This window comes from Arthrobacter sp. Z5-13, assembly GCF_056499105.1.
The window spans coordinates 3,621,609-3,642,566 of sequence record NZ_CP096460.1 but is presented as its reverse complement, the minus strand read 5'-3'; the positions used below and the strand labels follow the sequence as shown (position 1 = coordinate 3,642,566).

Sequence of the window (20,958 nt, the reverse complement as noted above, 5' to 3'; positions counted from 1 at the left end):
GTCAGCGCTTCTCAGCCGTTCGCAGCACGTATCCAACGCCGCGCTTGGTCTGGATGAGCGCGGGGGCGTCGGGATCGATGTCCACTTTGCGGCGCAGATAGGAAATGTAGGATTCCACGATCGAGGCGTCTCCGTTGAAGTCGTACTCCCATACATGATCGAGGATCTGGGACTTGGAGAGCACCCGGTTCGGGTTGAGCATGAGGTAGCGCAGAAGCTTGAACTCCGTGGGGGAAAGTTCAATAACGGTGCCGCCCCGGCGGACTTCGTGCGCGTCGTCGTCGAGCTCGAGATCGTCTACACGGATAACCGCGTCGTCGTCGATCAGTGGCTGCGTGCGTCTCAGGACGGCACGGATGCGGGCCACTACCTCGTCCAGGCTGAATGGTTTGGTGACGTAATCATCGCCGCCAACGGTCAGGCCTGTAACTTTGTCTTCCGTGTCATCCTTTGCGGTCAGGAAAAGGACGGGGAAGTGCTTGCCGGCGGCCCGAAGGCGCCGCGTGACAGTAAAGCCGTCCATGTCAGGCAGCATCACGTCGAGGACGGCCAGGTCAGGCGCATGGAGCTCGGCTGCTGCCAAGGCGTCCCGGCCGTTTCCGGCGGAGACCACTTCGAAGCCTGCGAATCGAAGCGAGGTGGACAGCAGCTCACGAATGTTTGGTTCGTCGTCGACAACGAGGAGCTTGGCTTCTGGCCCATTCTTTTTCATACTTCCCATAATGCTCCCAGTGTCTGGGAGTTTTCTGGATGGCAGCAGTATGTTTCATGGCCATGCCAAGGCTTCGGACCTTCAGGCTTCCTGGGGGTTCCTGCCGACATCCTTGGCGTCCATAATCCTGTAGGCGTACCCCTGCTCGGCCAAGAAACGCTGCCGGCGGGCGGCGAAGTCCTGGTCCAGCGTGTCCCGGGCAACCAGGGAGTAGAAACGGGCCGAGCGACCGTCCTGTTTCGGGCGGAGGAGCCTGCCCAGACGCTGGGCTTCCTCCTGCCTGGAACCGAAGGAACCTGAGACCTGAATAGCTACCGACGCTTCTGGCAGGTCTATGGAGAAGTTCGCCACCTTGGAGACCACCAGGGTTGTGAGCTCTCCGGACCTGAAGGCGTCAAACAGCTTCTGCCGCTCCCGCACCGGCGTCTCACCCTTGATTACAGGTGCCTGGAGCCTTTCGGCGATATCGTCGAGCTGATCTATGTACTGCCCGATGACCAGGAGCTGCTCGCCGCGGTGCAGGGCCACAAGATCCTCCACCAGGCGGGTCTTCGTCTCTGACGTGGCACACAGACGGTACTTGTCGGCGTCGTCGGCCATGGCGTAGGCAACCCTCTCATCACGAGGAAGATCGATCCGGACTTCGACACAATCCGCGGGAGCAATGTAGCCCTGGGCTTCGATGTCCTTCCAGGGCGCATCGTAACGCTTGGGGCCAATCAGGCTGAAGACCTCCCCTTCCCGGCCGTCTTCCCGGACCAGGGTGGCGGTGAGGCCCAGACGGCGTCGCGCCTGCAGATCCGCTGTCATCCGGAAGATCGGAGCGGGCAGCAAATGGACTTCGTCGTAGATGATGAGGCCCCAGTCATTTCCGTCCACGAGCTCCAGATGCGGATACAGGCCCCCTCGCTTGGTCGTCAGGACCTGGTAAGTGGCGATGGTAACCGGCCGCACCTCCTTGACGGAACCGGAATACTCGCCGATCTCCTCCTCAGTAAGAGAGGTCCGCTTCAGCAGTTCGTCCTTCCACTGCCGGGCAGCTACGGTGTTGGTGACCAAAATGAGCGTGGTGGTGGAACTGGTGGCCATTGCCGCTGCACCCACGATTGTCTTTCCCGCGCCGCAGGGAAGTACGACGACGCCGCTGCCGCCGGCCCAGAAGTTTTCGGTCGCCAGCTGCTGGTAGGGCCTGAGCTTCCATCCCGTCTCGTTAAGCAGGATGGGATGGGGGGTGCCGTCGACATAGCCTGCGAGGTCCTCGGCTGGCCAGCCGATTTTGAGCAGCAGCTGCTTGAGCTGGCCACGGGCAGACGAATGGACAACTACCGTCTCGCCGTCAATCCGCGGGCCGAGCAACGGCTGGATTTTTTTCGCCCGCGAGACCTCCTCGAGCACAGGGTAGTCATCGGTGCGCATGACCAAGCCGTGTTGCGGATCCTTCTCCAGACGCAGCCGGCCGTACCTGGACATTGTCTCCTCGACGTCCACCAGCAGCGAGTGCGGAACGGGGAACCGCGAATACTTCAGCAGCGTGTGAAGGACCTGTTCGGCGTCCAGCCCGGCGGCCCGTGCATTCCACAGTCCCAGCGGGGTGAGGCGGTAACTGTGGACGTGCTCGGGAGCCCGTTCCAACTCGGCAAACGCCGCAATGGCATGGCGGGCCTCCGTGGCGAGCTCGTGGTCCACTTCCAAGAGGATGGTTTTGTCGCTCTGGACAATTAACGGGCCGTCAGACACTGGGGCTATTCCTCTGCTGGTTCAACGTCGATAATGCGGTGGATGGATAGGACGCGCTCGATCTCTTTGTGGGGGTCGAACACGCGGACCCTGCCGCCTGACACAGCTACCGGAACAACCGTTTCCCTGTTCGCATTCCCGAGGTTGTCCACAATGTTCATCGTGACGCGTTGCTTGAGCCGAATCGCCTTTTGCAGTGTCTCCAACCCGAGCTGGGTCACTTCTTCACCGTTATGGATGGGCTCCGGAAGGCCTTTGATCCCGGAGTCCCCCGGGAGGGCTGACGGCCGGCGGCCATGTTCATTGCGGTCCTGCCGGAGAACGGTGAGCTGTGCAGTCACATCCGCTTCAGGGGGTGCTGTCCGCGGCGCGGTATATACGGGTACGCCGCTGCCGGCCACCGCTGTGGTGCGGCGCAGCCGGACGACGGCGGCCTCCTGGTCTTCCATCGCCGGAGAGAGGCCCAGGCCACGCAGAACCTGGGCGGTTTCACGCGGTGCGGAGGACGAAACGAGGACTGTCGGAGCCAGCCGGATGAGACCCAGACCGGCAGCATTGGAGTTGTTGAGGAGCTCAACGAGCGTATCTTCGTCATCTGCCTGGATGAAACTGGTTGCCGCGCCCACACGCAATCTGCCGTGCCTGGCCGCGGTGTCTTCCACGAGGTACTGCAGCGGCTGTGGAACTGCGGTGGCGGAATGGCTGCGGAGGAACTCCATGATCAGGGCGGCGTCCATGCCGGCGTCGAGTGCACGCCTAATGGAGGGCACGGAGAACCGGTAGATGGTTGCCGGTCCCTGGCCTTCGGCGTCGGCCATCGAAAGCAGCTTCTCGCTGAGTTCCGGCGCTAGGTACCCCGGCGCAACGGCAGTAAGGTCCGCTTGCAGCAGTACATGGTTCAGGGCTGCTGGCAGGTGCTCTCCCAGAATGCCGAGAGCATCATCAGGACGGCCTGAGGCCAGGGCGGCACCAAGTTGGCTGAGTGCCCCGGATCCGATCAGACCCAGCATTTCAGCCTCGGCCAGCACGCCCCGGATCAGGGAGCCGAAGCGCCGGGCCATGCGGGGCTGGGCCCATTCGGCACGCTCCAAGACCGCGTCGGCATCCAGTACCGGGGCTTTGCCGTCAGGCGCAGCAGCCTCAACGGTCAACTCGTGCAGTATCTCCAGGATCCGCTTCCGCACGATCGGGGCATCGGGGCGTTGGGCCTCCGCCGATAGCGCGTTGACGATGGTGCCCGCCGCTCCACGGTTAGTTCCGGCTCCTTGAGCCGACATTGGTTGGCCGACGAGAGAGGGAGCGCGTTCGCTGGCCAGCCAGGCATTGACCAGCCACAGCCACTGCTCCTGGCGGGGAAGAGTGAGCCACTCCAGCTGCGGGGGCTGAACCCACGAAGAGCTGTCGACGTCGAGCCGCAGGAGCCCGGCGAGGGCGCACAGCTCAACGAGGAGGCTGGCTTGATGCAGTTCAATCCTCAGCGCCTCAGCAATGCGCCTCATCTCGCGGACCCCCACGCCGCCGCTGCGCAGGGTCATCAGAGGTTGAGCGCGGATGACAAAGAGCAACTCACCGGTCAAGCGAAGAGTTTCGGCGATCGCACCAAGGGCGGCGTTCCGTCGCAACGCTGACGTGGTGAATCCGAGTTTCGGCATCGGCGGCGCCAAGGTGAAGTGCTCGATAATTGCCCCTCCGCGGAGGGACATGCCCACACTGTGCGGGAGTTCCACGTGGGCGGCGTCCAGGGGGACGAGCAGGCCCCTGGCCAAGAGCCAGTCGACAGGCCCGACGTCGTGACTTTCGTTTGCGAGCGATGTCCGGCGTTGTGCCTGGGGGACAGCTCCCATGGCCCAGTTTCCAAACCGGGCGAGCAGCGCTGTGGTTCGGCCTGGTGCAGCGGCAAGGATCTCCTGCAGCGACTCCGGTGAAGAGGTCCAATGTTGGAGAGCCAGCGCTGCGTCCATGGGGGTGGTGGCGGGATGAATCTCTGCACCGGCTGCACGGAGCTCTGACACGATCTGCACGACCCGCTGGGAAAATGCCGGTTGCAGGCGGACCAGTTCCGTGTAGCTGCGACCCAGTCCTGCGGGATAAATTCCGACGACGTCCCTGAGACTTCCAACGGGAAGATAGAACCTGTGCTTAGCCGCCGCTGGAGCCGTTCCGTGGGGAGGTTCGGCCCGTTGCACCAGTGCCAGCTCCTGAAGCGAGTGCAGCAGCTGCTCGATCACCGAAACAGTGGAACCTGTTATTACCCTCTTCAGTACCGGAGCTGACGCGCTGCGACCGGTATCAGTGTTGGTGCAGAGGTGCAGCGCCTCCAGCACCTGCATCTGGGGCCGGTTCAGCCGCTCCAAGGCACGCTGGACACTGACCCTGCCGCTGGCCCGCGCCGCCAATGCAGCGAAATCGGGCACGCCAGGGGAAATAAGGTCCGGCCGCGCGGAGAAAAGAGCCCGCAACGATTCATCGCTGCGCGCCTCCAATTCTTTGCTGAGCGCGCGAATAAGGGACATCAGTCCAACGTTACCGCCCGGAGGAGTTTCCTGCCCGCCGGCGGGCTACTCCGTCCGCAATCAGGGCCAGCATCAGGAGGAATGCGAGGGGTAAGCCGTACAGTGCCGTAGAAGTAATCCAGACTGGTGCCACAATGTCGGCAAAAGCCAAGGCCATCACGGCGCCGACCGCAATCAGGGAGAGAATGGCCACGGCCGCGGCCACTATCTGGAGAGGCCGCTGGAAGCTCGAGGGAATCATGACGCAACGCTAACAGCCCCGGAGCAGGAGGGCTGAAAGCAGGAAACAGGGGTCCGGCAGGATAATGTTGACGTAACAGACCAATATGGATCAGGCGTCCTGCCCAAACCCGCGAAATTGTGCGGTGCCGGACGACTGTTTCCCAGTCGCAGAAGAACGAAGAAGGTTGATTGCATGCCCACCGGCAAGGTCAAGTGGTACGACAAGGACAAAGGTTTCGGTTTCCTTGCAGGGGAAGATGGCCAAGAGGTGTTCCTGCCCAAATCTTCGCTGCCCGAGGGCATAACGGAACTCAAGGCAGGAACACGTGTTGAGTTCGGCGTAGCCGACGGCCGGAAGGGCGCCCAGGCTCTGGGTTTGCGGGTCCTGGACAAGACGCCGTCCATCGCCAAGGCGAAGCGCACCAACGCGAAGGACCTGGCACCTATGGTCCAGGATCTGGTGACCGTACTGGATAACCTGTCGGGAACGCTTTCCGCCGGAAAGTACCCGGAGGGTAACAAGGGCAAGGCCATTGCAACTGCCCTGCGTAAGGTCGCCGACGAGCTGGACGCTTAAGGCCTCCCACATGACTTCGGAATCCGATCAGACTGAATCAAAGCCTGCGAAACGACGTACAGGCGTGCCGGTCTGGCGTACCGGAAAACCGGATGCGCTTCTGGCTGCTGCCGTGGATGTTGCCCGGACAGCGGTAGAGGGGATCGCACCTGCTTCGCAGATCGGCCGGCATCTGGCCGCACGGACTGAAGGGGATCGTGTTGTCACGCACCTTTTCGAATCGAAGCTGGCCGGCTACCAGGGCTGGCAGTGGTACGCCGTTCTGACGAGGAACTCCCGGTCCAAGAGCATCACCGTCAATGAACTGGGCCTGCTTCCGTCAGAAGATTCGATTCTTGCGCCCGAGTGGGTTCCGTGGGCGGAACGCGTGCGCCCGGAGGATGCGCGCCAGGACGATGAGCCCGTCATCGAGAACCACTCTGAAGACGGAGACACCGGCATTGACGCTGCGGCCAAAGGTCTGATCGCCGCAGCAGTGGCTGACGCCGTGCCGGAAGTTGCTGATCCAGAGACAGCGCCCTCTGCAGAGTCCCCTGACCCCTTTGAAATGGCTGAGACTTCCGACGAGGCAGAGCCCTCTGATGAGGCAGAGCCCTCTGACGAGATCAACCCTTCCGACGAGGGAACCGTCTAGCCATAACGTTAAAGAAGCGCGGCGCCGCCGGTGTAACCGGACAGCGCCGCGCTTTTTAGTGTTTTGGCTGCAGAACCTGCGGGCTGCTACTTCTTCAGTTCAGCCACGACGTAATCGATGCTGGCCAACAACGCGGTGATGTCATCCGGTTCGATGGCAACGAACGTGGCAATCCTCAGCTGGTTGCGTCCCAGCTTGCGGTAAGGCTCGGTATCAACGATTCCGTTGGCGCGGAGCACCTTGGCGATCGCGGAAGCGTCGATGGAGTCATCAAAATCTATGGTGGCAATGACGTTGGAGCGGTCCTCAGGTTTGACGACGTATGGCGTTGCATACTCGGAAGCCTCAGCCCAGTCGTAGACGCGGCCGGCAGAGTCTGCTGTCCGCTTCGCTGCGAAGTCCAGGCCTCCGTTGGCATTGAGCCACTGCACCTGGGCGTCCAAGGTCACGAGGGTGGCCAGTGCAGGCGTGTTGTACGTCTGGTTGAGCAGGGAGTTGTCGATCGCCGTCTGGAGGTCCAGGAAATCCGGGATCCACCTGCCGCTTGCCTTGATACGGGCTGCCCGCTCCAAGGCCGCCGGCGAAAACAGCCCGAGCCAGAGGCCGCCATCGGAGGCGAAGTTCTTCTGCGGCGCGAAGTAGTAGACGTCGGTCTCGGCAACATCCACATCGAGCCCGCCAGCAGCGGAAGTTGCATCCACCAGAACGAGGGAACCTTCATCGGCCCCGGGGACACGTTTCACTGGAGCGGCAACACCGGTGGAGGTTTCATTCTGCGGCCAGGCGTAGACGTCAACCCCGGCCTCAGCAGCAGGGGAGGGCCGTGTGCCGGGCTCAGCCTTGATAATCGAGGAGGGCTCAAGGAAGGGCGCCTTGTTGGTGGCAGCGGCAAACTTCGAACCGAACTCGCCAAAGGACAGGTGCTGGGCCTTCCGTTCCACCAGCCCGAACGCGGCCACATCCCAGAATGCTGTTGAGCCGCCAACGCCGAGGATGACTTCATAGCCCTCCGGGGCCTGGAAGAACTGGCTCAGGCCTTGACGGACGGATCCGACAAGGTTCTTAACAGGTGCCTGCCGGTGGGAAGTTCCCAGCAGCGTTGCCGACGCAGCGGCCAGTGCATCCATCTGCTCCGGACGGACCTTGGAAGGGCCGGCACCGAACCGGCCATCCTTGGGCAGGAGGTTGGCGGGAATAGTGATGCTGGTGTCGCTCACAATGGCTCCAATTTTCGACTTTGGACGTAGGAGATGGCCCGGCAGGTAACGGTTGCTGCAACAAAGACTCCCGTTTATTCTGCCTGACGCAGCCCACTGACGGAATTTGGCCGTCATACTGCGGTCATGACCAACGGCGCTGCCCATTGGCGGCAAGAGATTATCCGGAGTAGTTCAAAATACGTTAAGCTGGCCTGACGTACAGCACCTGGGCCGGGTAACGTGGCGGGGGCCCTGAGGCCGCCCGAACGGTCTGGCACGAGGTACGGCTGACGGACGCAAGATACTGAGCTCGAGGAGCTGAGCTGGATGACGGATCTGATCGATACAACCGAGATGTATCTTCGGACGATTTTGGAACTTGAAGAAGAAAACATTGTGGCCCTTCGTGCCCGCATTGCGGAGCGCCTGCGTCATTCGGGGCCCACGGTCTCGCAGACCATTGGGCGGATGGAGCGGGATGGGCTTGTGGTTGTTTCGGGCGACCGGCATCTGGAGCTGACCGAAACAGGGCGGAAACGCGCCACCGAAGTTATGCGTAAGCACCGCCTGGCCGAGCGACTCCTTGCGGATGTGATCGGTCTGGACTGGGCATACGTCCACGATGAAGCATGCCGCTGGGAGCATGTAATGAGTGAGCGGGTGGAGCGCCGGATCTACGAAATGCTCAACCACCCGACTGAGTCCCCCTATGGCAACCCCATCCCGGGGCTGGCTGCACTGGGTGGGGAAGTCCAGCAGCCCTTCAGTGACGGGGCAGTCAATCTTCTGGTTGCCATGTCCAGCTACAGGGCCAACTCTAACGTCAGAATCAGCAGACTTGCTGAACCTATCCAGGTGGAGCCCGAACTCCTCGTTCAGCTTGACGAAGGTGGAATCCGGCCTGGGGCAAACATTTCACTTGAGCGCGTGGGGGAGTACATCTCAGTGCGTGTTCCGGACATCGAAGGTGCGCTGGAACTGCCGCCTGAAGTTGCGGCTCACGTGTTTGTTACGGTCAGCTGACCGTCCCTCATCAGCCGCCGTCAGGGACAGCGGGCGTACGAGCAGCCCAAATATAACGAAATTATTACTGCGCTAATTAATCACCTATAGTTGAGCACTAGCGCCGATACTAAAGCGTTACCTGATCTGAAGCCGAGCTCTGCCAGCAGATCAGGTGCACGAGTCACCTACTGGCAGAGGCGGGGGAACCACAACCGGCTGTTGAGAAACAGCCTCGGGGTGAAGTCCGCCAGCAGCAAGCACACCAACGAAGGTCCCTTTCAGGGCTCCTCTGTGCCGGAATGCTTGCATGGCGGACCGGATCTTTGCACTCTCTGATCCGAATCCGACAGCTAACTTCGCAGGCTATCCAGAGAGGAAGATCTTTGACCACCCAGAACGCCAGGGGCCGTCGCCGTGCGACAGGTCCTGCTTCGGAGCTGCGAGTATCCGAAGCTGTCGCCGCCGCTGGCCGTCCCCGAGACCCACACCGGGACGCTCGCCGCAGGCGCAGTCCGTTTCGCCAGGTCACCGAATTCGCGGGAGCCAGTGGTGTAGGGCAAAAAGCCGGCATTGCCCTGGCCGCTACGGGATTGATCCTTACAGTCACGGTTCCAGCCACGAGCCCCTTGGCGGCTACCGGAGAAGTCGGCTCCACCGGAGCTACGCTTTCAGCCTCTGTACAGCCCGAAGTCTCCGCAGCTGCGGGCGCGAAAGTCGATTTCAGCCGCAGTGCCGTATCCACCACCGGCGATCCTGACGGCAAACTCAAGCAACTCCTGAGTGCACAGTCCGCTGGCACCGTCAGCCGGGCAGCGTCTGCCGGAAGCCTTGGGTCTCCGCTAGATTCCCTCGTTACCGCGTCACCCTTCGGTTACCGCGTCAGCCCGATCACCGGCGGCTACGGAGAATTCCACCGCGGCCAGGACTTCGCGGCCCAATGCGGTACCGCCGTCCACGCAGCAGCCAGCGGCACGGTCACCTTTGCTGGCTGGCATCCCTTCGGAGGTGGAAACCGCGTGGTCATTGATCACGGCAACGGACTTGAAACCACCTACAATCACTTGTCCTCGTCCGACGTCAACGTAGGCCAGAAAGTGACCAGGGGCGACACCGTGGCGCTGAGCGGGACCACCGGCGCCTCCACCGGCTGCCACCTCCACTTCGAAGTGATGGTCAACGGCGAAGTCGTAGACCCCATGGGCTGGCTCTGACTTAGCCGATGGACTACTCTCACATTCCCGTGACATGCCGTGACCTGAATGTGACATTCAATCCAAAGTCCTGTACCGTCTAAACCACGCCAACTTTTCCGAAGTTGGCGCTCTTGAGTGGATTGCCTAACTCTGCCACCGCTCAAGGTCCGTTCGCATTACATCGTCTGGCAGAGGCGGGGGAACCAATTTTGGTCTTCGCAAGAAGACCTTGGGGTTAAGTCGCGAAGCTTCTGATGAAGCCAAGTGGCCGGGTGACTCCCATCCGAATCCGACAGCTCACCTCGTAGGCATTGGGAGAGGCTACTTTCGTGTCTTCACGCCACAATGCTGCGCGCCACCGTGCTCAATCGGTGCGCATGAACCCCTTGGGTTCCGTGTCTAAAGCCGTTGCTAACAACGCGGGAACCGTTGGTCGCCAAGCTGCTGTCATTGCAGCTGCTTCAGGGCTCATTCTTGCTGCCGGCCTGCCAGCCAATGCTGCAGAGGGCAATCCTGGAGTTGCAGCCACCGCGGAATCAGGCTCACAGTCCACCCAGATCGCGGTAACCGCCGAGCCGACCGCCAAGGTTGTTTTCGAGCGTCCATCCGTGACTACCGAGGCAGCGCCGAAGATCGAGACTGTCAAGGCACAGTCCGAAGAGCCGGCAATCGAATTGGCTGCCAGCACCGAAAAGACCGACAAGCCGGCCGCCTCATCAGCAGCTGCATCGGGCTTGGCAGCAATCGCCTACACCGGAGTCGGCAGCCCCTACCTGTGGGGCGGCACCACTCCCAGCGGCTGGGACTGCTCAGGCTTTACCCAGTGGGTTTACGCCCAAGCCGGAATCAGCATCCCCCGCACCAATGCCTGGACGTCCATGACGCCCACTTCCACTCCCGCCCCCGGTGACCTGGTCATGCAGAACGGCGGTGCCCACGTTGGTATCTACGTTGGCAACGGCATGATGATCAGCGCACTGAACCCCTCGCAGGGCACGATCCTGCACGCGGTGTCTGCAACAGGCACCTCCTCGTTTTACACCCTTCGCTAAGTAACCCGTTCGGGGCGTTCCGGCCTACCCCCAAGATGCCGGAGCGTCCATAGCCCACGGCCTGCCCCGCGGTCCGAGGAATACGAAAGAGAGAAAATTAATGACTACACGTGCAACCATTGCACGGCACCGCGCCGAGGTCACCAAGACCAACTCGCTGGCTGTCATTGCCAAGTCCGTCGGCGACAACGCCGGTGGTGTGGGCCGTCAGGCTGCGGTTATCGCTGCTGCTTCCGGCCTGGTCCTGACCAGTGGAATTGCCGCCAACGCGGCTGACACCAGCGTTCAGCGCGAATCCACCTCTGCGTCCACCCTCGAAGTGAAGTCAGCCGCTCCCGCGACCATCTCGGCTGCTTCCACCATTGCGATCTCCTACGAGAAGCCTGCTGTCTCCACGACGCCGGCTCCCGTCGTCGAAGCACCCAAGCCCGTCGTGGAGGTCCAGGAAGCCGCTCCGGCGGCACCCGCTGCCGCCAAAGTAAATGTCGCTGCTGCCGTTGAGGCTCCCGCTGCCGCCCCCGCAGCCGCAAGTGGCATGGGCGCTTCGATCGCCGCTGCCGCTTACGCACAGCTCGGCGTTGCCCAGGACTGCACCATGCTGGCGACCAACTCGCTGGCTGCTGTCGGCATCAACTACCACGGCTGGCCGGCAGGTTACCTGTCCCTCGGCCGCACGGTCAGCGCTGCCGAAGCTCAGCCCGGTGACCTTGCGTACTACCAGAACGGCGGAATGGGCATGGCCCACATCGCGGTTTACGTCGGCAACGGCCAGGCAGTTCACGGTGGCTGGAATGGCGGAACCACCGCTCTCTTCAGCGTCAACGTCGGCTCCGGCCCGGTCTTCATCCGCGTAGGCGGCTAATTCCGGCTCTAAGCCAACAACAGCAGCAAGATCCCGCGACTGCGCCCAAAGGCTACGCCAGGTGAAACTGCCCGAAAGGACCCCTGTCATAGAACGGGGGTCCTTTTGCATTGCCTCTGATAATCCTGCGACGACCCATGGGCCCGGGGCGGAGGGAAATGGGAAGTACGGCTCGCCGCAAAGGCCGGATTCGGCAATTCGGGCATTCAGTGTTTACTCTGGTGATGTCGATCCTTAGCCCGGACATGCCGAGGGCAGCCGGCCCTCGTGCCCCTGACGGGTGCGGCCGTGAAGAGGTATGCGCATGCGCACACTCGTTCTGAATGCTGGATATGAACCGCTGGCGGTAGTCACCTTCCGCCGGGCGCTGGTGCTTGTGCTCGCTGGAAAAGCCAGCGTAGTGGCCGAAGGCGACGATCCCGTCGTCGGGCCGCAGGAGATCCTGGGCCGGCCGTCCGTGATCCTGCTCAACCGCTATATCCGGCCAAGGTACAACACTGCGACGGCCGTGAGCCGGCGGGGCGTGCTGCGCCGCGACGGACACCGCTGCGCGTACTGCGGCAAAGCTGCCCACACCATAGACCACGTCCACCCCAAGTCCAGGGGTGGCGCGCATTCATGGGACAACCTTGTGGCCGCCTGCCTGCGCTGCAACAACGCCAAGGGGGACCATACGCCTTCCGAGATGGGCTGGAAGCTGAGGTTTTCCCCTGCACCTCCGGTAGGCACCATCTGGCAGATCAAGGAGCTTGAGAAGCCAACGCCGGAATGGGATCCCTTCCTGCTCCCCGAATCCGCGGCTTAGGGTTTCCACGGGCCTCCCGGCAGCGTCCCTTTGTGGCTGGACGGCCGCATAAGCTTACCTTGTGGAACCAATGCCTGTGCCCTTTGATGCCGTAATCCTGGCCGGTGGCCGTTCCTCCCGTCTGGGGGGTGTGCCCAAATCGCAGTTGATGTACGACGGCGAAACCCTCCTCGCGCGGGCGCTTGGAGCCGCGGCAGGAGCAGCTAAGACAGTAGTTGTAGGTCCGGATCAGGGCGGGCTGCCGGCAGGAGTCATTGCATGCAGGGAGGATCCGCCGTTTTCAGGTCCAGCCTCTGCCATTGCCGCAGGGCTGGAAGCGCTGGCCACGGATCGTAGCGGAACGCCGTCCCCGCTGACATTGATCCTGGCGTGCGACATGCCTCACTCAGCCGCCGCAGTCAGGGTACTCCGGAGCAGCATGGACCTCACGGCTGCCGGCTTCAACGCTGCTTCAGGCGGTGACGGGGCAATGGCAGTGACCCCGGAGGGCAGGAAGCAGCCTCTTGCGGGGCTCTATCGGACCGATTCGCTGTTGCACGCCGTCGGCGAGGCGCGTCTCCGGGCCGGCCTAACGGACGCCTCGGTTTTCTCGCTCCTTGCTAGGCTGGACGTGAGGCTGGTTACCGTCCCTTCCGGGTCCACGGACGATGTGGATACTTGGGACGATGCCGCCGCACTAGGGGTGTTGAACCGGGAGCAGTGAAGGCTGCTCGGATCGGTTGTGACGTCCGCAACGGCATGTAAATTTTGGAGGCAGTTCGTGAAAAGCCAGGATGAAACGCTGGAAGAGTGGTGCCGGGCGTTGCTTCAGGCCTTCGAACTGGAGAACGTCGAGGTGGACATCAATGAAATACTCGCCGTTGCCGGAGTGGCCGCCCACTCCATCGTCCGGCCCGCTGCCCCGCTGACGACCTTCATCGCCGGTTTTGCTGCCGGCCTGGCATCTGGCTCCGGGCAGGCCAGCGATGCCCATTCAATGCAAGCCGCCCTCGGTGTAGCGCGCACCGTGGCGAAGGACTACGCAGGCGAGCCGCCGGCAAATACTGGAGTTCCCAGCGCATGACTACGGGTGTTCCGGAGGCTGAGGGGGAAAGCCCCTCAGACCCCGCCCAGCCCCGCGCGGAAAATGAAGCGTCCCACGACGGCGCCGACAGGCCGCCCCAGCAACTTGCGCACACCTGGCAAGAGGCGCGGCAGGCTTCCTTCGACTGCGCCACCCCCATTCCTGCAGGCCCGGTCCGGCTCGCTGATGCCATCGGCAGGACTTTGGCAACGGACGTTGTGGCGCTGCAGGACATCCCACACTATGCGTCGTCTGCAATGGACGGCTGGGCGGTGAACGGCACAGGACCCTGGATTCTCTCGGAACCGGGACTGCGACTGGCTCCGCACGAGGCCAGCCCCATTGTGACCGGCGGCCTGATCCCACCCGGCACCAAAGCAGTGTTGCGGAGTGAAAGCGGAATCCTGACAACTGACGATGAGGGGCTTCCGGTCCTGGCTGTAGGCGGCGGGGCACGTCCAGGTGAGCCTCGGAACGGCCAGCACATCCGTAAGGCGGGGGAGGAGGCCTTGAGCGGGGAGGCCCTTGTCCGGAGCGGCACGGTCTTGAACCCGGCCCACATTGCCCTCGCCGCCCTTGCGGGCCACGACACTGTCGAGGTCCTGGGTAAACCGGTGGTCAGGCTGCTCCTCACTGGCGCTGAGGTTGTCAGCGAAGGTTTGCCCGCGCCAGGACACGTTCGGGACACGTTTGGACCGCAACTGGCCTCCGTGGTGGCCATGCTGGGGGGAATCTGCACGTCCCAAGCCAGGATCGGTGACGCCTATGGAGATTGGCGCGCCGGCCTGGAAGACAGCATTCCTGAGCCGGATGGTGGAATGCCTGCCCCCGAAAGCGTGCCTGCCGTGGAAAGCCTGCCGGCCGACGTCGTCATCACTACCGGCGGCACGGGACGCAGCGGCACCGACCATCTCCGGCAGGCAGTTGCCGATCTGGGGGGACGACTCCTGATCGATGGAGTGGCCATGCGGCCCGGGCACCCGGTGGTACTTGCCGAACTGCCCGACGGCAGGTTTGTTCTGGGCCTGCCGGGAAATCCCCTTGCGGCGATGCTGGCCCTCTCGACAGTGGGGGGGCCCCTTCTGGCTGCCCTCGGACACCAGCCGATCCCGCCCGTTAGCGAAGTGCACAGCGGGACGACAATTGAGACGGACCCCGGGCGCACGCGGTTAATGCCTTACAGGTTGCTCTATGGCATGGCATCGCCGGCGAAACATGCTGGACCGGGCATGATGCGCGGACTTGCCTCGGCTGACGGCGTACTGGTGGTGCCACCCCATGGGGTGCAACTCGGAGAGCTGGTTCCGGCTTTTGCATTGCCTTGGGGAGCCAGCGTTGAAGCCCCTGGGTCCAAGGCCGACACAGGAACCGGGAAGGCAGCAGCGAAGAGGCCTGTAAAAAGGGCTGCGCGGAAAAGTGCAGCGGCGGATGGTCCGGTGGACTGGAGTGCACTCCTGGACTGACCGTCTCCTTGTGAACAGCACGCGTTGGCATAGCCCGCCCCCGCTTGCAATGATGGAGACATGAATGAAAGTCAGGGCTGACTAATGGGACGCATGAGCGTACGCCGAAAAATCCACAAGTTCGTCATGGACGGCTCAGCGGCTGCAGTTGAGTTCCCTGTCCGGCATAAAGAGGACGTACTCGCCGTCGAGGAGCCTTTGGAGATCCGGCTTGGATCCCTTTCCTTCTCCGTAACCATGAGGACCCCGGGAAACGATTTTGATCTCGTGGCAGGTTTCCTCGTCTCTGAGGGAGTCATCTGGGATCCGGATCAACTCGTCTCGTTGAGGTTCTGCGCCGGCGAAGACGAGGACGGCGTGCAGACCTTCAATGTGGTGGAGGCGCAGTTACGTCCCGACGTGGCGGTTCCGGAAACGGGCAGGAACGTTTACACGTCAAGTTCCTGTGGCATCTGCGGCACAGACTCGATCGAAGCGGTACGGAAATCGTCCCGGTTCAGCCCTGGGGCAGACGGCCTGACGATACCGCTCGCCACTCTTACATCCCTTCCGGAACAGCTTCGCGAGGCCCAATCGCTGTTTGATGCCACGGGGGGAGTGCATGCTGCAGGGCTCTTCCGGATCCAGGATGACGGCGGGGCTGAGCTGCTCTGCCTCCGTGAAGACGTAGGACGGCACAACGCTGTGGACAAAGTGGTGGGCTGGGCGTTGCGGGAGCGGCTTCTTCCGCTCGCGGGCACAGTTCTGCAGGTCTCAGGCCGGGCGTCCTTTGAGCTTGTCCAAAAGGCCTCGCTTGCAGGAATCCCTGCCCTGGCAGCCGTCAGTGCTCCGTCCAGCCTTGCTGTTGAACTGGCTGAAGCAAGCGGAATGACGCTGGTGGGTTTCAGCCGTGCGACCAGCCTTAACGTTTATGCGGGGGAGCGCAGGATCACGGTTCCAACGCCGCTGGCAGGATAGGATCCGGGGTTGGTAATACACTTTCTGGACAAGTAGATTTTATCCATCGAATGGAAACTGTCTTCTGCCCACGGAAGGCGACTGGATCGCAAGCAAACTGAAGGTGGCGCTCCAGACACAGACTTTCCAGCAGCTACCCGGATACGAGCCTAAAGAGGAATCAAGTGCACGACGACCGCCGGATCACGGAAGTGCGTCTCGACCGCTTTATGCGCGAACGTATCAGTGCCGCCGTTTATACCCGTACCACGGAGTTGTCCCTGAGCAGCTGGGATGTTCCGGACGAGCCCGTTCCTGTCATGGAAGCCCTGCGCCAGGAGTTCCAGCCTCAGGAACACGGGGCGCCCTGGGGAAAGCCATGGAGTACAAAGTGGCTTCGGCTGCAGGGTGAAGTGCCGGATTCCTGGGGGACTCTGCCGGACACAGCCGTGGAAATCGTCGTCGACCTCGGATTCACTACGGAACTCCCGGGCTTCCAGTGTGAAGGAATCGCCTGGCATCCGGACGGCACCATCATCAAGGCCATCTCGCCACGGAACCAGTATGTCCCGCTGAAGCTCCTGGGCAGTGGCATGGCAATTGATTTCTACGTGGAGGCTGCGGCTAATCCCGACGTTGCCCAAGGATGGACTTTTGCGCCTTCTCCCTATGGGGACAAGGTAACGGCCGGCACCGAGCCCCAGTACCGGCTTGGAACGATAGCCATCGCGGAGTTGAACCAGACTGTCTGGGAGCTTCAGCAGGATGTCTGGACGCTTCATGGCCTGATGCACGAGCTTCCAATGGAGCTTCCGCGCCGCCACGAGATCCTCCGGGCCCTTGAACGCATGATGGACGTCATGGACCCGGAGGACATCGCCGGCACGGCTGCTGCAGGACGTGAAGCGCTGGCTACTGTTCTGTCCAGGCCGGCCTACGCGTCCTCCCACAGACTTGTCGCCACCGGCCACGCCCACATCGACTCGGCCTGGCTGTGGCCCGTCCGGGAAACTGTCCGCAAATGCGCCAGGACGTTCTCCAATGTTGTGGCGCTGATGGACGAATACCCAGACTTTGTGTTCTCCTGCTCGTCCGCCCAGCAACTTGCCTGGATGAAAGAGTATTACCCTGAGCTGTTCGGCCGTATCCGGGAGAAGGTCGCGTCCGGACAATTCGTCCCCGTCGGGGGAATGTGGGTCGAATCGGACACCAACATGCCCGGCGGAGAAGCCATGGCCCGCCAGTTCATTGAGGGCAAGAGCTTCTTTTTGAAGGAGTTCGGCGTGGAGTGCCAGGAGGCATGGCTTCCGGATTCATTCGGCTACTCGGCCGCCCTTCCGCAGATTGTGAAAGCGGCGGGAAGCCGGTGGTTCCTGACGCAGAAGATTTCCTGGAACCAGGTGAATAGAATGCCGCACCACACCTTCCAGTGGGAAGGAATCGACGGTACGCGCCTGTTCACACACTTCCCGCCGGTTGACACCTACAACTCTGAATTGAGCGGGCGGGACCTTGCCCATGCGGAACGTAACTACCGGGACCACGGCCGCGGTACTGTTTCTCTGGTCCCCTTCGGCTATGGCGACGGCGGCGGCGGACCCACGCGTGAAATGGTCGCGGCGGCCCATCGTACAACTGACCTGGAAGGCTCGCCGCGGGTCCGCATCGGAACCGCCCAAAGCTTTTTCGTTGAAGCCGAAGCAGAGTACACCGCTTTGCCCGTCTGGGTGGGCGAAATGTACCTGGAGCTGCACCGGGGCACCTACACAAGCCAAGCCAAGACAAAACTTGGCAACCGCCGCAGCGAGCATCTGCTGAGGGAAGCTGAGTTGTGGTGTACAACAGCCGCAGTGCGTACCCGCGGCTCATTCGACTACCCACAGGCCGAACTCAAACGCCTATGGCAACTGGTCCTCCTGCACCAGTTTCATGACATCCTGCCCGGCAGTTCCATCGCCTGGGTGCATCAGGATGCCGAGCGGAACTACGCCGCTATCGCGGAAAACCTCGAAGCTCTCATCCGCAATGCAGCTGCTGCCCTGCTGGGGGAGGGCAAGCAAAAGTTCCTCCTCAACGCTGCGCCCCATGAGCGCAATGGCGTCCCTGCGCTCGCTGTAGGGGAACCGGTCCGCTCAGATACTCCGGTGGTGGTGACGGAAAAAGCAGGAGGGTACACCCTGGATAACGGTGTCATCCGGGCGGTAGTGGATGGCAACGGACTCGTGACTTCCCTCATGGACTACGCCACAGGGCGCGAGGCGATAGCGCCCGGCCAGTTCGGCAACCATCTGGAACTGCACCGGGATACCCCCAACGAATGGGACGCCTGGGACATCGATGAGTTCTACCGGCGCAACGTCACATCACTGCAGGAAGCGCGGTCGGTGACGCTGGAACGCGGTGGCTGGGACGCCGTCGTCGTCGTGGAGAGGCTGGCAGGCTCGTCAACAGTGACTCAGCGGATCTCGCTTGAGGCCGGAGCGGACTCCCTGACCATCTCAACTGCCGTCGACTGGCAGGAGAGCCAAAAGCTGCTCAAACTCGGATTCCCGCTGGATGTCCGGGCCGACCGATCGGCGTCCGAGACGCAGTTCGGCCATGTGTTCCGTCCGACCCACCTGAACACATCCTGGGAGGCCGCCAAGTTCGAGATCTGCGCCCACCGCTGGATTCATGTCGCGGAACCCGGCTACGGGGTGGCTATCTCGAATTCCTCCACGTATGGACATGACGTGACACGGAATGTAAGGAGCGACGGCGGCACCACCACCACTGTTCGCCTCTCGCTGCTCAGGGCGGCGAAGTTTCCCGATCCTGCAGCCGACCGGGGAGTGCATGAATTGACCGTCAGCATTCGCCCCGGAGCGACAATAGCGGACGCAGTGGAAGAGGGTTACCGCACCAACCTTGCGCCGCGGATCGTCACAGGCGGGAGGCCGGTAGAGGCGCTGTTCTCGGTGTTCAACCAGGCCCTGGTGATTGAGTCCGTAAAACTTGCTGAAGACGGCTTCGGTGACGTGATTGTTCGGCTCTATGAATCCCTGGGTGAACGGTCTGCGGGCTTGATCACGGCGAACTTCCCGGTTGAGTCCGTGCACTCCGTAGACCTGCTGGAACGACCCACTGATGCCCCTGGCGTCAGCACCGGGAAGGACTCAGCCGAGCTGACCCTGCGGCCGTTCCAACTGGTGACGCTCAGGTTCGTGCGGTAGCGGAAGCTCCTGTAGCCCGACAAAGCCCGTTAAATAGGCTGAGTGGGGGCGGTCCCCAACAGCCCGCCACCACTCATCCCCCCAACATTGCGCACACCGAGCCGACGTCGAGCAGATTATCCCTACCCTCGACGCCGCTCCAAGGTGTTCACACATTCATGATTGTTTCACGTTCTAATGATTTTGTGAAAGCCCCTTTGATTACTTTTCTATAAACGACCTCAACGACGGCTTGGCCCTCCTCAGCAAAACCCTCCCGATCCAGATGCTGGTTAATCCCGTCATCAGGGCCAGGACTGCTGTGTAGTTGATCAGCGGCTGGAGGAAGGCGAACGGTTCGGGGACCAGTGGGAAGAGTATCCCCAGGAGCAGGGCCACGAACCCAAGCGACAGTAAAACTGCTCCAGCGCGGACCGCACCTGGAAGCGGCTGCTGGGCGGCTTTGAACGTGACGGGCAATAAACATGCTGCGATATAAGCCGGATAGAGCCGCCCGGCAGCAGCGTAAAGCTCTATCAGTAGATCATTTTCAGGACTTCTGCTGGGAAGGGCTGAAAGGCCGGTGGAGGACCCTGCAGTATCAGCCAGAAGAAAAAGTGCAACCGTGGCAAGCATGATAAGGCCAAGAACGCAGGCACCAACAGGACCGGTGAGCCGGCGCAGTGCCTTTGGATCATCAAATGCCCGGGCTATCCCACGTCCGGCGAGGAAGACAGTCGCATAGATGATGAACCGGAGGACGAGGTTGGTGTAGTTTTCAGAGCCCAGCCAGGAATCCACGGCAAGGTAAGGCTCCCGGATGCTCAGGAGGATGGCCACAGTGGCCAGCACAAAAATGGCAAACAGGGAACGGTTCTGCCCACGAAGGGCGCTGGGGATCCGGGCCAGGGCCACAGCACTGCATACCGCCAGTGTTGACCACTGCAGGACTTCGATCATCCGAGGTTCTCCCAAATCTTCTCTGTACGCTCATGGTCCTGTTCCTGACGGCGTAATGTCCTGCCAATGGCTTGCAGCCGCTCTCCTGCCAGGGAAGCCAGTTCCCCGTCAGACAAGCCGGCCAAAGCCCGCTGCCGGGCTTCCGGAGCCCACCCCGCCTCCTCTTCGGTGATGAGGCCTGTTGCAACCAGACCGCCAGTCGGAGCTACGCCCGCTGCCAGCGCCGTTGCGATGGCCAGCTCCGGGGTCAGGCGGTTGGCTGTCAGTTGCGCGGAATAGTTCTGCGGTGCGATACCGGTAGCGGACGAGACCCGGTGCCTCAATTCGCCGTCGTCGATGGCGTCCACCCAGTTCCTCACGGAGGTCGCGTGAGGTGCCGGGATAAGCGGCGGCTGCGGTACCGGTGGTGCTCCCGGATCGTCGGGGATGGAGCGGGCAATCACTGCATGCAACAGGTCAGTGGTGGCGATCTGGCTGACCAGCTCCTCCGGTCTCGGAAGCGGTTGTTCCTTACGCAGATCCGTGAAGGTATCAAAGTACGCGAGCGCTGTCACCGGGTTGATACCGACGGCGCGGCTGACGCTGACGAGGGTTGATTCTGCCACCTTGCCCCGTACCAGTTGCTGCGCCAGGGTGGTGCGTTTGATGCCCGACATGCGGCTGATATCTGCCATGCTGGCCGATGGTGCAGCAGCTTGCAGCCATCGTTGAAAGGCCTTGGCTGGGACTGGCATGGACAGCTTCCTGCAGTGGGATTGAGTGCCCGGCTTTGCGCCGGGGTGATGTATCAACTATGCTAGATGGTCGAACCCGTTGGTCCGTACACCCCCCAAG

At 62.1% G+C, this 20,958-nt stretch carries 19 protein-coding genes and 2 riboswitches; of the genes, 12 read left to right on the top strand and 7 right to left on the bottom strand.

Annotated elements, in window-relative coordinates:
* Position 1 precedes the first annotated feature (1 nt).
* The 4 genes from M1E02_RS16920 to M1E02_RS16905 all read right to left on the bottom strand — a co-directional run bounded on the left by M1E02_RS16920 (position 2) and on the right by M1E02_RS16905 (position 5,203).
* On the bottom strand, positions 2-712 hold the full coding sequence (locus M1E02_RS16920; RefSeq protein WP_479375365.1) for a response regulator transcription factor: 711 nt from the start codon (positions 710-712) through the stop codon (positions 2-4).
* Positions 713-793: 81 nt separating this feature from the next.
* Complete coding sequence (locus M1E02_RS16915) at positions 794-2,449, bottom strand: DNA repair helicase XPB (RefSeq protein ID WP_479375364.1); 1,656 nt, start codon at positions 2,447-2,449, stop codon at positions 794-796.
* A 5-nt stretch (positions 2,450-2,454) separates the two neighbouring features.
* Entirely contained in the window at positions 2,455-4,962 is a 2,508-nt protein-coding gene (locus M1E02_RS16910; RefSeq protein ID WP_479375363.1) for a helicase-associated domain-containing protein, read from the bottom strand.
* A 10-nt stretch (positions 4,963-4,972) separates the two neighbouring features.
* Entirely contained in the window at positions 4,973-5,203 is a 231-nt protein-coding gene (locus M1E02_RS16905; protein ID WP_479375362.1) for a hypothetical protein, read from the bottom strand.
* A gap of 174 nt (positions 5,204-5,377) precedes the next feature.
* Here M1E02_RS16905 and M1E02_RS16900 point away from each other — a divergent pair, with 174 nt between their 5' ends.
* Both M1E02_RS16900 and M1E02_RS16895 read left to right on the top strand, forming a co-directional pair.
* On the top strand, positions 5,378-5,761 hold the full coding sequence (locus M1E02_RS16900) for a cold-shock protein (protein WP_479375361.1): 384 nt from the start codon (positions 5,378-5,380) through the stop codon (positions 5,759-5,761).
* 10 nt (positions 5,762-5,771) lie between these two features.
* Positions 5,772-6,395 carry a DUF3027 domain-containing protein gene (locus M1E02_RS16895; protein ID WP_479375360.1) on the top strand — a complete coding sequence of 208 codons (624 nt, stop codon included), beginning with the start codon at positions 5,772-5,774 and terminating at the stop codon, positions 6,393-6,395.
* A gap of 86 nt (positions 6,396-6,481) precedes the next feature.
* On the opposite strand, the gene serC is transcribed toward M1E02_RS16895, so the two are convergent.
* Positions 6,482-7,612 (bottom strand): phosphoserine transaminase, encoded by a 1,131-nt coding sequence (serC, locus tag M1E02_RS16890; protein ID WP_479375359.1) that lies wholly within the window; start codon positions 7,610-7,612, stop codon positions 6,482-6,484.
* A gap of 309 nt (positions 7,613-7,921) precedes the next feature.
* On the opposite strand from serC, the gene M1E02_RS16885 reads away from it, so the two are divergent.
* From M1E02_RS16885 to M1E02_RS16840, 10 genes are all read left to right on the top strand, one after another.
* Positions 7,922-8,617 (top strand): iron-dependent transcriptional repressor DtxR, encoded by a 696-nt coding sequence (locus M1E02_RS16885; protein ID WP_479375358.1) that lies wholly within the window; start codon positions 7,922-7,924, stop codon positions 8,615-8,617.
* A gap of 151 nt (positions 8,618-8,768) precedes the next feature.
* Positions 8,769-8,979: riboswitch (cyclic di-AMP (ydaO/yuaA leader) on the top strand.
* A gap of 3 nt (positions 8,980-8,982) precedes the next feature.
* Positions 8,983-9,810 carry a M23 family metallopeptidase gene (locus M1E02_RS16880; protein WP_479375357.1) on the top strand — a complete coding sequence of 276 codons (828 nt, stop codon included), beginning with the start codon at positions 8,983-8,985 and terminating at the stop codon, positions 9,808-9,810.
* A gap of 129 nt (positions 9,811-9,939) precedes the next feature.
* Positions 9,940-10,117, top strand: a riboswitch (cyclic di-AMP (ydaO/yuaA leader).
* Between the two features lie 4 nt (positions 10,118-10,121).
* Positions 10,122-10,844: a C40 family peptidase gene (locus M1E02_RS16875; protein WP_479375356.1), complete on the top strand. Its 723-nt coding sequence runs from the start codon at positions 10,122-10,124 to the stop codon at positions 10,842-10,844.
* A gap of 100 nt (positions 10,845-10,944) precedes the next feature.
* Positions 10,945-11,706, top strand: coding sequence for an NlpC/P60 family protein (locus tag M1E02_RS16870; protein ID WP_479375355.1), 762 nt, complete (start codon positions 10,945-10,947; stop codon positions 11,704-11,706).
* Between the two features lie 304 nt (positions 11,707-12,010).
* On the top strand, positions 12,011-12,511 hold the full coding sequence (locus M1E02_RS16865; protein ID WP_247048426.1) for an HNH endonuclease: 501 nt from the start codon (positions 12,011-12,013) through the stop codon (positions 12,509-12,511).
* A gap of 70 nt (positions 12,512-12,581) precedes the next feature.
* On the top strand, positions 12,582-13,214 hold the full coding sequence (gene mobA / locus M1E02_RS16860; protein WP_479375354.1) for a molybdenum cofactor guanylyltransferase: 633 nt from the start codon (positions 12,582-12,584) through the stop codon (positions 13,212-13,214).
* Positions 13,215-13,271: 57 nt separating this feature from the next.
* Positions 13,272-13,574: a DUF6457 domain-containing protein gene (locus M1E02_RS16855; RefSeq protein ID WP_479375353.1), complete on the top strand. Its 303-nt coding sequence runs from the start codon at positions 13,272-13,274 to the stop codon at positions 13,572-13,574.
* Positions 13,571-15,037, top strand: a complete 1,467-nt coding sequence (locus M1E02_RS16850) for a molybdopterin molybdotransferase MoeA (protein WP_479375352.1) — start codon at positions 13,571-13,573, stop codon at positions 15,035-15,037. The genes M1E02_RS16855 and M1E02_RS16850 overlap by 4 nt, the downstream gene beginning before the upstream one ends.
* A gap of 84 nt (positions 15,038-15,121) precedes the next feature.
* Positions 15,122-15,994: a formate dehydrogenase accessory sulfurtransferase FdhD gene (fdhD, locus tag M1E02_RS16845; protein WP_479375351.1), complete on the top strand. Its 873-nt coding sequence runs from the start codon at positions 15,122-15,124 to the stop codon at positions 15,992-15,994.
* A 164-nt stretch (positions 15,995-16,158) separates the two neighbouring features.
* Positions 16,159-19,185, top strand: a complete 3,027-nt coding sequence (locus M1E02_RS16840) for an alpha-mannosidase (RefSeq protein ID WP_479375350.1) — start codon at positions 16,159-16,161, stop codon at positions 19,183-19,185.
* A 201-nt stretch (positions 19,186-19,386) separates the two neighbouring features.
* On the opposite strand, the gene M1E02_RS16835 is transcribed toward M1E02_RS16840, so the two are convergent.
* Both M1E02_RS16835 and M1E02_RS16830 read right to left on the bottom strand, forming a co-directional pair.
* The gene (locus M1E02_RS16835) at positions 19,387-20,124 is read right to left on the bottom strand and encodes a hypothetical protein (RefSeq protein ID WP_479375349.1); all 738 of its coding nucleotides are present in this window, start codon (positions 20,122-20,124) and stop codon (positions 19,387-19,389) included.
* A complete protein-coding gene (locus tag M1E02_RS16830; RefSeq protein ID WP_479375348.1) occupies positions 20,121-20,858 on the bottom strand; it encodes a hypothetical protein in 738 nt (245 codons plus the stop codon). Before M1E02_RS16830 ends, M1E02_RS16835 begins: the two co-directional genes overlap by 4 nt.
* Positions 20,859-20,958: the final 100 nt, after the last annotated feature.